Genomic DNA, 13,968 nt, shown 5'->3' on the forward strand with positions numbered 1-13,968 from the left:
TTGCAGTCGAACGGTTGCGTCAGTCTAGAACCAGAACCGACGCGAATACAGGCCTCACTACAGGTGTTGCCTAGTTGAGACAAAGGACGGTGGGGCGCCCGGGATCGGTTCCCTGGCGCCCCACCGTCGTGATTGTCACGTCAACGTCAGCACGGACTCAGCTGAGCTTCCACTCCCAGAAGTTCCAGAAGAACGTCGGCGACAGCGCGATCGAGCTGAAGTTCTGCAACCGGCTGCTCACCGCCGTCGGCTGCGGGAACTGGAAGATGGTGATGCCGAACTGATCGATCACCAACTGCTTCTCGATCTCGAGCACGATCTCCTGCTGCTTCGTCACATCGAACTCGGACTGCAACTGATCGAGCAGGCCGTCGACCTTCTTCGAGCTGTAGCCGTAGAAGTTGTTCTGACCACCGGTGCGGAAGTTGGCGTCCAACTCGGTCACGCCCGTCGAGGTGGACTGCCAGCCGAAGAGCGCGGCGTCGTACTTGCTGGTGTCGGACAGCATCGAGCTCCATGCCTCGTTGCCACCGTCCTGAATGGTGAAGCCGGCCTTCTCGGCGGATTCCTTGATCAGCTGGAACTCCTGCTGGCGCCGGGTGTTCTTGCTGTCGTAGAGGAAACGCACGGTCGGCTTGACGCCCACCTCGTTCAGCAGCGCCTGCGCCTTGTCGACGCTCGGGCCGCCCTCGAAGTTGGTCTTCATGCCGCTGTTGGCGGAGATGGCGTCGTAACCGGGAGCGCCGGGCACCGTGGTGAACGAGTTGCGGATCGCAGCACCCGGGTTGAGCGGCTTGATCAGGTTGTCGATGATCTGCTGGCGCGGAATCGTGTAGAGGAACGCCTCGCGCACCTTGGCCGCCTTGGTGGCGTCGCCGTTGTAGCTGGCCGGGTCGAACGGGCCCTTGTTGTTCTGCGCCATGTCGACGTGCTCATAGGTGCCACCCTCGCCTTCCAGCACGGTCACGTTCTGCAGCGCCTGCATCTGCTTGAGGATGTCGGCGGTGGCCTGCGGCTGGGTGGCCAGCACCTCGCCGTTCTGCAGCGCCTGCACCGACGCCTGCGGATCGGGAATCGTCTTCACCGTGATCTGGTCGATGGTCGGCACGTGCGAACCCTTGTACTGCGCGTTGCGGGTCAGCGTGACGTACTGGCCGTCCTTCATGTCGGTGATCGTGTAGGGACCGTTGCCCACCACGAGTTCCTTGTCGGCCGGCATGTCCTTGAAGTTGAAGTCCAGGTTCCAGACGTTCGAGATCTTGGCCAGCGCGGCGTTGTCCTTGTCCTTGAACGCGTCCGAGACGGCCTGAGCGGCCTGGGCCGGGTCGTCGATGCCGAGCGCGCGCTTGCCGACGACGTGCGCCGGCACCGTGGTGTTCAGCAGCGCCTTGTCCCAGTCGACGAACGGCTTGGAGTACTCATAGGTGATGGTCTTGCCATCGATGGTGGGGAACTTCTTGATCAGGGCCAGGTTCGGGGAGCTGGCGTTGAAGAACACCTTCGACCCGGTGTTCTTGCCCACCGCACCGGTGTCGGCGTCCACCTTCGACTTGTAGGTGTTGAACAGGCCGCTCTGCGCACCCCAGAACAGCACCAGGTCGGCCGGGGTGACCGGCACGCCGTCGGACCACATCGCGGTGTCGGCGAGGGTCTGCTTGACCACCAGGGGCTTGTCCGAGACCTTCTCGTAGTTGCCGAGACTCTCGTTCTTAACGAGGTTCAAGTCCTTGTCGTAGTAATTGAACGCGTCGTTCGACATGTAGATGATGTTCGTGTTGACCGTCGCGTTACCGAACGTCGTCAGGTTGTTGTAGGAGTAGAACGTGTCGTTCCAGGCCACGTTGGCCACGGATCCCGAGTTCAACGCGCTGGACGAGGTCTGCGGTGCGGGGGTGCAGGCGGTCAGCGCGAGGGCGCTTGCGAGCACGCCTGCGGCGCCTGCGACCCATTTCTTGGTACCCAATGTTCCTCCAGGTCTAGTTCGGCGGGGAACTGCCGGTCCTTGTGGGTGCCGCAATGCAGGCCCGTCCGATGGGTGAGCTTCGACCACGCTAGTGCGTGCCCTGTGGGCCCGCAATGAAATCGCAAGGACGGTTGTCGGATCGTTATTGACGGTTGAGGTTCCGGTTCCGGCCCGGCATCCGGTGTCGTCAGCGCCGGTTGATCACGACGGTGCCGAGGGCGAGGTCGTTCAGTGCGCGTCGTTCCGCACCGATCACGATGGTCGGCAGCACCAGGCAGATCATGGCTTGGCGGGCGATGGCCCGCAGGATGCCGATCGGACGTCCGTTCAGCCGGGCCACGCCGATCCGGGCCAGGATCTGGCCGAAGCTACCCCCGGCCAAGCCGGTCAGGACCGAGGACTGCACGAAGAACACGGTCATGATCATCCAGCTGCGCCAGCCCGGCTCGCGCAGCACACCGACTCCGAACAGGATCACCGCGAGCGCCATCGAAGCGGCCCAGTCGATGATCAGCGCGGCGAACCGCGCGCGCCAACTGGCCAGCGCCCCGCGTCCGGTCTCGGGCAGCCCGAGGGACTCGCCGGGATAGCGGTCGTCGGCGTCGGCGGCTGGGGCAGTCATCACCGGCGATCCTAGCGTCGCGGGGCCGCGACGGAACCATTCCCCACCGGCCGGAACCGCGGCGGGGCGCCGCCCGCGTAACGCCGCTGAAACAAAAGTGCAATCGTGTGGAAACCCGGTCTCCCTAGTGTGACTGACGTTCTGATCCCATATCCCACTCGGAGGAAAGATGTTCCAGAGCGCTGACGATCTGTTGGCCTATGTGAAGAGTGAAGGCGTCGAGACGATCGACATCCGGTTCTGCGACCTGCCCGGCGTCATGCAGCACTTCACCGTCCCGGCCAGCTCGTTCGGCCCTGAGGTGTTCGAGGACGGTCTCGCCTTCGACGGCTCCTCCATCCGTGGCTTCCAGAAGATCCACGAGTCGGACATGGCCCTGCTGCCCGACCCGACCACTGCCTTCATCGACCCGTTCCGCCGCTCCAAGACGCTGGCGCTGAGCTTCTTCGTGCACGATCCGCTGACCAAGGAGCCGTACAGCCGCGACCCGCGCAACATCGCTCGCAAGGCGGAGGCGTACCTGAAGTCGACCGGCATCGGCGACACCGCGTTCTTCGCGCCCGAGGCCGAGTTCTACATCTTCGACTCGGTGCGTTTCGAGACCAAGCAGAACGCCAGCTACTACTACATCGATTCCGAGGCCGGCGCCTGGAACAGCGGCAGCGAGTCCGACGGCGACGGCCGTCCGAACCGCGGCTACAAGGTGAAGTACAAGGGCGGCTACTTCCCGGTCGCCCCGGTCGACCACTTCACCGACCTGCGCGACGACATGGTGCGCAACCTGGAGAACGTGGGGCTGACCGTCGAGCGCGCGCACCACGAGGTGGGCACCGCCGGCCAGGCCGAGATCAACTACCGCTTCAACAGCATGCTGGCCGCGGCCGACGAAGTGATGAAGTTCAAGTACATCATCCGCAACACCGCCTGGGAGGCCGGCAAGACCGTCACCTTCATGCCGAAGCCGATCTTCGGCGACAACGGCTCGGGCATGCACGTGCACCAGTCCATCTGGAACGAGGGCGTCCCGCTGTTCTACGACGAGAACGGCTACGGCCAGCTCTCCGACATGGCGCGGCACTACATCGGCGGCCTGCTGCACCACGCCCCGTCGCTGCTGGCGTTCACCAACCCGACCGCGAACAGCTACCACCGCCTGGTGCCGGGCTTCGAGGCTCCGGTGAACCTGGTCTACTCGGCCCGCAACCGGTCGGCCTGTATCCGCATCCCGATCACCGGCTCGAACCCGAAGGCCAAGCGCATCGAGTTCCGCTGCCCCGACCCGTCGTCCAACCCGTACCTGGCGTTCGCCGCGTGCCTGTTGGCCGGCCTGGACGGCATCCAGAACAAGATCGAGCCGCCGGCCCCGGTCGACAAGGACCTCTACGAGCTGCCCCCGGACGAGCACGCCCAGATCAACCAGGTGCCGGGCACCCTCTCGGAGGTGCTGGACCGGCTGGAGGCCGACCACGACTTCCTGCTCGCCGGCGACGTGTTCACCGCCGACCTGATCGAGACCTGGATCGAGATGAAGCGGGCCGACGTCGACGCCCTGCGGCTGCGTCCGCACCCGCACGAGTTCGAGATGTACTTCGATCTGTGACGATTCCGTCCTGAAAGCAACCGTCGGTCGGGCTTGTCGAAATCCCTGGTAGCGCCACATCCAGAGATCTCGGCAGCCCGACCGGCGATTATCCGAAATCCGCACGAGCCACGAGCGCAGCAGCGATCAAGGCCCGTGCGGATTTTGCCTTTCCACAAGCGGCGGACGGCGCACGCAAGCAGCGTTCGGTCACGTTTCGGCCACGCTGACGACATTTGTCAGCGGCTGCTGGCAGCATGTCACCACGCCCCTAAGGAAGGTCAGGAGTACCCATGTCCGAACCCGTTGTTCCCGACAGCACCGTCGCTCGCCGCTCACTGATGCGCGGTGGCGCCCTGGTGGCCGGTGCGGCAGGCGCCGCCCTCGCCATCGAGGCGCTCGGTGCCTCCACCGCTCATGCCGCCAACGGTGACCCGGTGGTCGCCGGGCAGAACAACACCGCCAGCAGCACCACCCAGCTCTCCATGGACAGCACCGGTCAGAGCACCCTGACCGTCCGCAACAACAACGGCGCCGCCCTCAACCTGGCACCGACCACGGCCACGCCGAGCACACTGCACCCCGGCGATGTCGTCGGCCGCGCGATGGGGCCCGACCTCGTCGTCGACTACGGCGACGGCCCCGAACTCACCTATCTCGCCACCGGCTTCGACATTCCGCCGGCCACGGTGGCCTTCGCACCGCTGCGGGTGATGGACACCCGTTCTGCCTCGTTCCGGAACATGGTCGTCCGAGCGAGCAGCAGCAACCCGTTCGACTCGTCCAAGCGGGTCAAGGCCGGCTCGTGGATCGACGTCGGGCTCGCCGACGACAGCTGGGATCTGTATGCGACCTACCTCAACGTGACCACGATCGGGGCGTCGGCTCGCGGCAACCTGGTGGTCTACCCGTCCGATAGCAGCACGCCCTCGTCGTCGAACCTGAACTACCCGGCGACGACCAGCATCGCCAACCTGTGCTTCGTGGCACCGGCCCTGGTCGGCGACACCTGGTGTGTGCGGGTGAAGGTGAACGTCGCCGCCACCCACGTGATTCTCGACTTCAGCGGCCTGGTCGGCTTCCCGCCGCCCGAGCCGGTTGCGGCCCGCGGAAAGGTGCCGGCGACCGCCGCGGCCCGGGTGGCTGCCCGCCATCGGCGCAGCGACGACGTCCGCAAACGGCTCGCTCGCAGCCTGAAGCTGACCGACTGAGCTGCGTCCTGAGCTTGCCGAGATCTCAGTCGGCACGACGCTGACAAGGGGTTTCGGCAAGCTCAACCCGCAAGCGTCGGCAAGCTCGACCAGCGGCAGTGGCATGAGGCGCCAGTACGCAGCCTGGTCGCGAGGAAGGGAGACGACCGTGAGCCATCCGCGGCGCTACACCGAGGACGATGCCCACCTGGCCCGGCTGTGCCGGATCTGCCTGGCGTTGCCGGAGGCGTCCGAGAAGGAGTCGCACGGGCACCCGAACTTCTACACCAAGAAGGTGTTCGCGGTGTTCGGCGGGGTGGTCAAGGGTGACCACGACAGCGACCGATGGTCGCAGTCGGTGCTGGTGCTGCCCAATCTGCTCACCCGCGAGGCGGCGCTGAACGACGACCGGTTCTTCGTGCCCGGCTACTACGGGCCGTACGGCTGGATCGGGCTGGACTTCCGCGCCGCCGAGGTGGATTGGGACGAGGTGGCCGACCTGGTCGACGAGTCGTATCGCAACACCGCCCCGGCCCGGCTGGTCAAGCTGCTGCCGTGACCGTTCCGGCGGACCACAACGGGTACAACCCGCTGGCCGGACAGACCGAACTGGGCGACGTCGACGTCCCCGAGTGGGTGGTCGCGATGGCCGCCGGACGCACCGTGGCACCGGTGTGGCGCAACGAGGACGGCGGCATCACCTACCGGTTCGGCGACGGTGAGTCCTTCCTGAAGGTGCAACGCCCATGCCTGGACTGGGATCTGGGCGCCGAACTCCCCCGGCTGGCCTGGATCGGCGACTTCGTGCCCGCACCCCGACTCCTCGGCAGCGGCGTCGTGGGAGAGGGCGACGACGCCGCGCACTGGCTGTTGACCAGCGGCGTCGCCGGCCGCTCGGCGGTCGACCGAGCCTGCCGCGCTCACCCGGAACGGACCGTGCCGGCCCTTGGCCGCGGGCTGCGCCGCTTCCACGACTCGGTGCCGGTGGCGTCCTGCCCGTTCAGTTGGTCGGTGTTCGACCGGGTGACCAGGTTCGGCCTGGATCCGGCGTTCATGGCGGCCGCGCCGCCGGTGGACCCGGTGGTCTGCCACGGCGACGCCTGCAACCCGAACTTCCTGATCGGCGCCGACCAGGAGGTGAGCGGCTACGTCGATCTCGGCGGACTCGGCGTCGCCGATCGCTGGGCCGACCTGGCTCCGGCGCTGCTCAGCGTGGGCTGGAACTACGGCCCCGGCTGGGAGCCGGCCTTCCTGGACTCCTACGGCATCGCGGACGACCCCGCCAAACGTGCCTTCTACACCGACCTGTGGAACGGCGTCGGCACCACCCTCGACCGCGCTGAGACCCCGGGTCGAAGCCCGGGATGACGACCACTACCGCGCTGAGACCTCACACCACGCTCAGCCGGACCAGGTTGCCCCAGGGGTCGTCGAGTTCCACCACGGCACCGTCGTCGCGGAGCGGGACGCCGTGATCGCGCAGCCGGACGGCCGCACGAGCGACCTGGTCGGCGTCCGGAAGAGCGATATCCACCCGGCCCAGGCCGAGGGCAGGTGCCCGCAGGCCGGTGCCCGCGCTGCTCCAGGTGTTCATCGCCATGTGATGGTGGTAGCCGCCGGCGGAGACGAAGACCGCCCCCGGCACCTCCGCGGTGAGTTCGAAGCCGAGCAGGTCGGTGTAGAAGTGCTTGGCCAGCTGGGCGTCCCCGACCTTGAGATGGACGTGTCCGACGGTGCCGTCCAGCCCGCTCAGGGCGCCGCGCCGATCGGGCGCGGTGGAGAGCAGGTCACGCGCCGCATCGGTGAGGTGCTCGCCGATGAAGCCGTTCGGATCGAGCGCCAGGGTGTCCATCACGATCCTGCCCTGCTGCCAACTCCATTGGCTGCGCGGCCGGTCCCAGTACAACTCGACGCCGTTGCCCTCGGGGTCGTCGAGGTAGAACGCCTGCGACACCAGATGGTCGCCCGAACCGGTGTACAGCTGCGGGGTCCGGATCGCGACGGACGCCAGGGTCGCCGCCAGCGAGGCACGGTCGGCGTGCAGCAGCGCGGTGTGGAACAGTCCCGCGGTCCGCCGCTCGCCCTTGGGCAGGTCGGGCCGATGCCGCAGGGTGACCAGCGTCTGAGTACCCCGCCCCAGGTCGACCTCGGACGGGCGCTGCGCCAGCACGTCGAGCAGCAGCACATCGCGGTAGAACCTGGTCAGTGCGTCCAGGTCGGCGACGTCCAGGCTCACCTGCGCCATCCGGGTGTCCGCCGGCAGCAATTCGCTCACACCTACCTCACTTTCCTGACCTGTCAACAACTTTACCCGTTGGTATGTTCCGGAGCCTGCCGACACCGGGTCGTACACTCCCGCGGTGACCTCAGCCGGACCCGTGACAGAAACCCGCGCAGCTCGGGCATTGGTGGTGGTCGGGATCGTCCTGCTCTCGCTCAACCTGCGGCCGGCGGCGGTGTCGGTGGGTCCGGTGCTGGCCGAGATCACCGACAGCCTGCGGCTGACCGGTGTCGAGGCGGGCCTGCTCACCTCGCTGCCGGTGATCGCGTTCGCCGGCTTCGGTGCCCTCACCCCACGGCTGTCGCAGCTGATCGGACCGCACCGGCTGACCCTGTTCGCGGTACTGGCCGCCACCGTCGGCCTGTTCGGCCGCAGCCTGGTCGGCAACACCTGGCTCTTCCTGGCGCTGTCGCTGCTCGCGCTGTCGGGCATGGCCGCGGCGAACGTGCTGTTGCCGTCCCTGGTGAAACGGCACTTCCCCGATCGGGTCGGGCTGATGACCGCCGTCTACTCGACGACGATGGCGATCGGGCTGACCACAGCCTCGGTGCTCACCGTGCCGATCGCGGACGGCTACGGCGGCTGGCGCACCGGCCTGGCCAGTTGGGGGTTGTTCGCGGTCGTCGCCGTCCTGCCCTGGACCGGCCTGGCCGCCCACGACCGTCCGGACGGCGAAGCGAAGCCGGCGAGCATCAGCATGGCTGCGGTCGCCCGGACCAGGCTGGGCTGGCTGATGGCGTTGTTCTTCGGCCTGCAATCACTGCAGGCCTACGCGGTGTTCGGGTGGTTCCCCAACCTCTACCGCTCGGCCGGTTTCAGTCCCACCGACGCCGGGATCATGCTGGGCGTCGTGACCGGCATCAGCATTCCGCTGTCGTTCGTCGTCCCCGCCCTGACCGCCCGGCCGCGTGCGCAGTTGCCGGTGCTGTTCACCCTGGGCGGCTGCTACCTGGTCGGTTACCTCGGTCTGCTTGTCGCCCCGGCTCGGGCCGGCCTGCTCTGGGCCCTGCTGGTGGGCATCGGCACCAGCACCTTCCCGATGGTGCTGGCACTGATCGGGCTGCGTTCCCGCACCGCGGCCGGCACCGCCGCGCTGTCCGGCTTCACCCAGTCGGTCGGCTATGTGATCGCCGCGCCCGGGCCGCTGCTGATCGGGCTGTTGCACGATGTCACCGGGGCTTGGACGGTGCCGCTGCTCACTCTGATGGCGATCGCCGTCGTCATGGTTTGGGTGGGCACCAGGATCAGCCGTCCGGACTTCATCGAGGACCACCTGGCCGGACGCCGCACGCCGTCCGCGTCCGGGCCGGGTGGGCGGCAGATGGTCGACGACCAGTAGCATTCCGCCATGGCCGGCCAGCATTCACGTCCCCGCTGGCACTATTCCCCACAACACATGTGGATGAACGATCCCAACGGGCTGATCTACAACGCCGGCACCTGGCACATGTTCTACCAGTCGAACCCGTCCGGGAACGTCTGGGGCAACCTTTCCTGGGGGCACGCGACGTCGTCCGACCTGCTGCATTGGACCGAGCATCAGGTGGCGCTGTGGCACACCGACACCGAACAGATCTTCTCGGGCAGCTGCGTCTTCGACGCCGACAACTCCTCGGGCCTGGGCAGCGCCGACTGGCCGCCGCTGGTCGCCATCTACACCGCGGCCTACCTTCCCGGCAGCGAGTGGGAGGGCCGCCAGGCCCAGGCGCTCGCCTACAGCCTGGACGGCGGCAGCCACTGGACGACCTACCCGGGCAACCCGGTGCTCGACCGGGAGTCGTCCGATTTTCGTGACCCCAAGGTGTTCCGGCACGGCGACGGCTGGGTGATGGTGGCCGTTGAGGCCGAGGAACGTCAGGTGGTGATCTACCGCTCGACGAATCTGACCGAGTGGACCTACGCCTCGACCTTCGGCCCGGCCCACGCGGCCGCCGGGGTCTGGGAATGCCCCGACCTGTTCGAACTGCCGGTGGCCAACGGGTCAGGCACCAAGTGGGTGCTGCTGGTGAACATCAACCCGGGCGGGGTCGCCGGCGGCAGCGGCTGCCAGTACTTCGTGGGCGACTTCGACGGCTCCACCTTCACCCCCGACTGCATCGTCGGGGTGTCCGCCGATCCCGCGCTCGGGCTGGACGACCCGCTGCTGCGCGCCTACGACTGGCTGGATTTCGGCCGGGACTGTTACGCGGTGACCTCGTTCGCCGACGTCCCCGACGGACGGCGCATCGTGCTGGGCTGGATGAACAACTGGGACTACGCCAATGACGTACCGCTGACCGGCGGGCGCAGCATCATGACGATCCCCCGCGAGCTCGACCTGCTCCAGGTGGGTGGCCGTCATCTGGTGCGGCAACGTCCGATCCGTGAACTGCCGCAGGACGCACTGGAACGCCACACCCTGCTCAACGGCGATCGGATCAGGGTGCGCGGGGTGGCGCTGGAGTACCACAACGGCGTCCTCAGCCTGGACCGCAGGGGTGTCGGGAGGGCCGACTTCCACGAGGGGTTCGGTTCCCGGCAGTGGGCCGAGATCCCGGAACGGCCCTCCAGCGTGACCGTCGAGATCCTGCTCGACACCTGCTCGATCGAGGTGTTCGCGGCGTCCGGGCTCGTGGTGATCAGCGACCTGGTCTTCTTCTAGCGCCCCATCGCCCCTAGCAGATCCCGAACGGGGCGGCGGCCTCAGCCTCAGGGGTGAGGCACTGTCGGTGCGGCGCGGCATACTGCCGCCATGGCCACCATCATGTTCGTCCATGCCCATCCCGATGACGAGGGCACGCTGACCGCCGGGTCGATGATCCGCGCGGCCGAGGAGGGCCACCGGGTGATCGTGGTGTTCGCCACCCATGGCGAGCACGGCGAGGTGCCCGACGATCTGGCGCCGGACGAGACCCTGGCGCAGCGCCGGATGGCGGAGGCGCAGCGCGCCGCCGAGCTCGCCGGCATCGCCGCCGTCCACTGGCTGGGCTATCGGGATTCCGGCATGGCCGGCTGGGAGCAGAACCAGCATCCGCATTGCCTCTTGCAGGCACCCGCGGAGGAGGCGGCCGGACGGCTGCTCGACCTGATCGCGCAGGAACAGCCAGACGTCCTGGTCGGCTACGACTGGCATGGCAACTACGGCCATCCCGATCACGTCCGGGTGCATCAGGTGGTGCGCCGTGCGGCCGAGCTCGCCGAGCCGCGTCCGCGGCTGTTCGAGGCGACGATGAACCGGGACCGGCTGCGCCGGCAGTACGAGTCGGCGCGGGCGTCCGGGGTGCCCGACACCGACGGGTTCAATCCCGACCAGCCGATGAACGACGGCAATCCGCTGGGCACGCCTGAGGCCGAGATCAACCTGCAGGTGGACGTCAGCGGTCAGGTGGCGCGGCGTCGCGAAGTGATGGCCTGCCACGCCAGCCAGGTGACCGACATCCAGGGTTGGCTGGAACTCCCGCTGGAGGCCTACGCGGCCGTGTTCGACACCGAGCACTACCTGGAGGTCGGCAGCTCGGACCCGATGCGGCCCGGCTGGTTCTTCTGACCCGGACGCGACCGGGCGGGAGACCGCAGCAGGCCACAATCTGAGGTATGAGCGACACCCAATGGCCGACCCTTCCGCTGCCGTCCGACGCCGACCAGGCAGGTCCCGAAAGGGGCAGCACCCCGTACACCCTGCTGGTGGAGGAAACCACCGGCTCGGGTGAGTCGATGCGCTGGCTGGGTTCGCGCGCCACCGGCAAGACCTGGATGGATCGGACCGAGGCACGGCGGGAGGCCGAACTGTTCGCCCGGACCTTCGCACCGAGGCACCCGATGTCAGAGCAGAGCCGAGCGGTCTACCGGATCAGTCCCGACCACTACCTGACCGTCGTCGAGGGCGCGACCAAGACGTTCTCGTTCCGGACGACGGTCGCCGAGCCGCTGCGCTGACCGCGGCTCCGATCGACGCGGTCGCCGTTGGTTGAGCTTGTCGAAACCCCTTGCCAGCGAGCGCATGGCGAGGTCTCGACAGGCTCGACCAACGAAATCGGCAGTTCTTGGGGAGGGGCTTGGGAGCGGGGTTCCGAGCTCAGATGGGGAGCTTGCGGAAGATCGGCGTCGGGATGTGCCGCAGCACCATCATCACGTAGCGGAAGGCCGGCGGCACCCAGATGAGTTCCTTGCCGTCGGCGACAGCGGCGACGATCTGCTGGGCCACGTCCTCCTTGTTGACCGTCAGCGGCGCCTCTTTCACGTGCGCCGACATCCGGGTACGGACCTGGCCGGGGCGGACCACCAGCACCTTCGGGCCGAGACCCGACAGCGCCTGGCCGAGGTTGAGGTAGAAGGCGTCCAGGCCGGCCTTGGTCGAGCCGTAGACGAAGTTCGAGCGCCGCACCTTCTCGCCGGCGACGGTGCTCATCGCCACGATCTGGCCGTGGCCCTGGGCCTTGAACCGCTCGCCGAGCAGCACGCCGACGCTGACCGCGCCGGTGTAGTTGATGTTGCAGATGGCGACGGCCTTGGCCTGGTCCTGCCAGAGTTCCTCGGCGTCGCCGAGCAGGCCGAACGCGACCATGGCCAGGTCGATGTCACCGCCCGCGAACGCCGCGTCGATGGCGGCCGGGTGCGAGGCGAAGTCGGCGGCGTCGAAGTCGACCACCTCGACCGAGGTCGCGCCCTGGGCCTTCAGCGAGTCGACGGACGTCTCGATGCCCGGGTCACCCGGCATGCAGGCCAGCACCACGCGCAGCGGCTGCCGGCGCAGGTATTCGCTGACGACGGCCAGGCCGATCTCGGACGTGCCTCCCAGCAGCAGGATGGACTGCGGGTTGCCGACGGCGTCGAACATGGGATCTCCCTCTTCTATCGGTGCGTGTGCGCGGGTGCGGGTCAGAGCAGTTCGAGGCGGCGGGCCATGTCCGAGGCGAACACGCCGTCGGGGTCGATGGCGCGCCGGGTGGCGATCCAGGAGTCGATCTCGGGATACATGGCGTGGAAGGCGGCCGCCGTGGTCCGGGAGTCCTTGGCGGTGTAGAGCCGTCCGCCGAACTCGAGGATGCGGGCGTCCAGGCCGGCCAGGAACTCATGCAGGCCGCGCTTGATCGGGAAGTCGACGCAGACGTTCCAGCCGGCCATCGGATAGCTCAGCGGCGCCCGGTTGCCCTCGCCGAACAGCTTGAACACGTTCAGGAACGAGTAGTGCCCGGAGCGCTGGATGTCGCCGATGATCGCCTTGAACTCGTCCACCGCGGACGGCGGTACGACGAACTGGTACTGCAGGAAGCCGGCCGGACCGTAGGCCCGGTTCCACTCGCTGAACATGTCCAGCGGATGGTAGAACCCGGTGAGGGTCTGGATCTTGCTGGTGTAGCTGCCCGCCTTGGCGTACCAGGCGGTACCCAGCGCGGTGAACGAGAGCTTGTTGGCCAGACCGTTGGGGAACAGGTCGGGCAGTTCGAACAGCGGCTTGGCGTTGAACGCCAGCGGGTCGGCGGCGAGCTTCGGCGCGTACTCCTGCAACTGCGCCAGGGTGGCCAGGTTGCCCCGGGACAGCGCGGCCCGGCCCAGCTTCGGCGGCGCCGAGATGGCGTCGAACCAGGCCGAGCTGTAGTCGTAGCGCGATTCGGAGCCGTCGGAGTGGACGGCGATGGTCTCGTCCAGGCTGTGGGTGACGATGCCGTCGGCCAGGAAGTAGGCGGTTTCGGTGCGGGTCATCCGCAACCGCACCCGCAGGATGATGCCGGTCAGCCCGATGCCGCCGACGGTGGCCCAGAACAGGGTGCCGTCGGGGTCGGCGTCCGAGCCGTGCGGGGTGAGGGTGAGCACACGGCCGTCGGCGACCAGCAGCTCCATGGAGAGCACGTGGTTGCCGAACGAGCCGGCCGAATGATGGTTCTTGCCGTGGACGTCGCAGCCGATCGCGCCGCCGATGGTGACCTGACGGGTGCCCGGCAGCACCGGAACCCACAAGCCGTGCGGCAGCGCCGCGCGCATCAGGGCGTCCAGGCTGACGCCGGCGTCCAGGTCCACGATCGCCGAATCGGGGTCGATGGAGTGGATGGTGGTCAGCCCGGTCATGTCGACCACCAGGCCGCCGGTGTTCTGCGCGACATCGCCGTAGGAGCGGCCCAGACCGCGCGCGACGACACCGCGTTTCAGGTACGAGGGACGTCCGGCGTTGTGGTCGGCGACCGCGGCCACCGCGGCCTGCACCTGCTCGGCCGAGGTGGGCCGCAGCACGTGGGCCAGGCCGGGCGCGGTACGGCCCCAGCCGGCGAGGGTTTCGGTGGACGTGGGCAGATCAACAGCTGAACTGGGCATCGGTGGGCAGTCTATCGGGCGCACCTGGACGGGCCGCCGGGACCC

The 13,968-nt window shown here is 67.8% G+C and carries 13 protein-coding genes; 8 read left to right on the forward strand and 5 right to left on the reverse strand.

What is annotated here, in order from left to right; genetic code table 11:
- Window positions 1-157: 157 nt before the first annotated feature.
- Window positions 158-1,927: an ABC transporter family substrate-binding protein gene (locus tag QM624_RS15720; RefSeq protein ID WP_415093481.1), complete on the reverse strand. Its 1,770-nt coding sequence runs from the start codon at window positions 1,925-1,927 to the stop codon at window positions 158-160.
- Window positions 1,928-2,150: 223 nt separating this feature from the next.
- Complete coding sequence (locus QM624_RS15725; protein ID WP_415093483.1) at window positions 2,151-2,585, reverse strand: RDD family protein; 435 nt, start codon at window positions 2,583-2,585, stop codon at window positions 2,151-2,153.
- Window positions 2,586-2,754: 169 nt separating this feature from the next.
- On the opposite strand from QM624_RS15725, the gene glnA reads away from it, so the two are divergent.
- The 4 genes from glnA (at window position 2,755) to QM624_RS15745 (ending at window position 6,722) form a co-directional block, all read left to right on the forward strand.
- Window positions 2,755-4,185 carry a type I glutamate--ammonia ligase gene (gene glnA / locus QM624_RS15730; protein ID WP_415093485.1) on the forward strand — a complete coding sequence of 477 codons (1,431 nt, stop codon included), beginning with the start codon at window positions 2,755-2,757 and terminating at the stop codon, window positions 4,183-4,185.
- A 272-nt stretch (window positions 4,186-4,457) separates the two neighbouring features.
- Entirely contained in the window at window positions 4,458-5,375 is a 918-nt protein-coding gene (locus tag QM624_RS15735; protein WP_415093487.1) for a hypothetical protein, read from the forward strand.
- A 148-nt stretch (window positions 5,376-5,523) separates the two neighbouring features.
- The gene (locus tag QM624_RS15740) at window positions 5,524-5,913 is read left to right on the forward strand and encodes an MmcQ/YjbR family DNA-binding protein (RefSeq protein WP_415093489.1); all 390 of its coding nucleotides are present in this window, start codon (window positions 5,524-5,526) and stop codon (window positions 5,911-5,913) included.
- Window positions 5,910-6,722, forward strand: coding sequence for a phosphotransferase (locus QM624_RS15745; RefSeq protein WP_415093491.1), 813 nt, complete (start codon window positions 5,910-5,912; stop codon window positions 6,720-6,722). The genes QM624_RS15740 and QM624_RS15745 overlap by 4 nt, the downstream gene beginning before the upstream one ends.
- 22 nt (window positions 6,723-6,744) lie before the next feature.
- On the opposite strand, the gene QM624_RS15750 is transcribed toward QM624_RS15745, so the two are convergent.
- Complete coding sequence (locus tag QM624_RS15750; RefSeq protein ID WP_415093493.1) at window positions 6,745-7,629, reverse strand: VOC family protein; 885 nt, start codon at window positions 7,627-7,629, stop codon at window positions 6,745-6,747.
- An 85-nt stretch (window positions 7,630-7,714) separates the two neighbouring features.
- Here QM624_RS15750 and QM624_RS15755 point away from each other — a divergent pair, with 85 nt between their 5' ends.
- The 4 genes from QM624_RS15755 to QM624_RS15770 all read left to right on the forward strand — a co-directional run bounded on the left by QM624_RS15755 (window position 7,715) and on the right by QM624_RS15770 (window position 11,550).
- Complete coding sequence (locus QM624_RS15755; protein ID WP_415093495.1) at window positions 7,715-8,974, forward strand: CynX/NimT family MFS transporter; 1,260 nt, start codon at window positions 7,715-7,717, stop codon at window positions 8,972-8,974.
- Window positions 8,975-8,983: 9 nt separating this feature from the next.
- Window positions 8,984-10,276 carry a GH32 C-terminal domain-containing protein gene (locus QM624_RS15760; protein WP_415093497.1) on the forward strand — a complete coding sequence of 431 codons (1,293 nt, stop codon included), beginning with the start codon at window positions 8,984-8,986 and terminating at the stop codon, window positions 10,274-10,276.
- Window positions 10,277-10,366: 90 nt separating this feature from the next.
- A complete protein-coding gene (locus QM624_RS15765) occupies window positions 10,367-11,161 on the forward strand; it encodes a PIG-L deacetylase family protein (RefSeq protein WP_415093499.1) in 795 nt (264 codons plus the stop codon).
- 47 nt (window positions 11,162-11,208) lie between these two features.
- Entirely contained in the window at window positions 11,209-11,550 is a 342-nt protein-coding gene (locus tag QM624_RS15770; protein WP_415093501.1) for a hypothetical protein, read from the forward strand.
- 139 nt (window positions 11,551-11,689) lie between these two features.
- Here QM624_RS15770 and QM624_RS15775 read toward each other — a convergent pair whose 3' ends face one another.
- Window positions 11,690-12,451, reverse strand: a complete 762-nt coding sequence (locus QM624_RS15775; RefSeq protein WP_415093503.1) for a decaprenylphospho-beta-D-erythro-pentofuranosid-2-ulose 2-reductase — start codon at window positions 12,449-12,451, stop codon at window positions 11,690-11,692.
- 41 nt (window positions 12,452-12,492) lie between these two features.
- On the reverse strand, window positions 12,493-13,923 hold the full coding sequence (locus QM624_RS15780; RefSeq protein ID WP_415093505.1) for an FAD-binding protein: 1,431 nt from the start codon (window positions 13,921-13,923) through the stop codon (window positions 12,493-12,495).
- Window positions 13,924-13,968 lie beyond the last annotated feature (45 nt).

Origin of the sequence: Micropruina sp., from assembly GCF_047606365.1 — a bacterium.
In the GTDB taxonomy this organism is placed as follows: domain Bacteria; phylum Actinomycetota; class Actinomycetes; order Propionibacteriales; family Propionibacteriaceae; genus Micropruina.

Bases quoted from the DNA above. Each gene is read 5' to 3' on its own strand.
- glnA (WP_415093485.1), top strand. From the start codon at position 2,755: ATGTTCCAGAGCGCTGACGATCTGTTGGCCTATGTGAAGAGTGAAGGC.
- QM624_RS15760 (WP_415093497.1), top strand. From the start codon at position 8,984: ATGGCCGGCCAGCATTCACGTCCCCGCTGGCACTATTCCCCACAACAC.
- QM624_RS15780 (WP_415093505.1), bottom strand. From the start codon at position 13,923: ATGCCCAGTTCAGCTGTTGATCTGCCCACGTCCACCGAAACCCTCGCC.
- QM624_RS15735 (WP_415093487.1), top strand. From the start codon at position 4,458: ATGTCCGAACCCGTTGTTCCCGACAGCACCGTCGCTCGCCGCTCACTG.
- QM624_RS15770 (WP_415093501.1), top strand. From the start codon at position 11,209: ATGAGCGACACCCAATGGCCGACCCTTCCGCTGCCGTCCGACGCCGAC.
- QM624_RS15725 (WP_415093483.1), bottom strand. From the start codon at position 2,585: ATGACTGCCCCAGCCGCCGACGCCGACGACCGCTATCCCGGCGAGTCC.
- QM624_RS15765 (WP_415093499.1), top strand. From the start codon at position 10,367: ATGGCCACCATCATGTTCGTCCATGCCCATCCCGATGACGAGGGCACG.
- QM624_RS15775 (WP_415093503.1), bottom strand. From the start codon at position 12,451: ATGTTCGACGCCGTCGGCAACCCGCAGTCCATCCTGCTGCTGGGAGGC.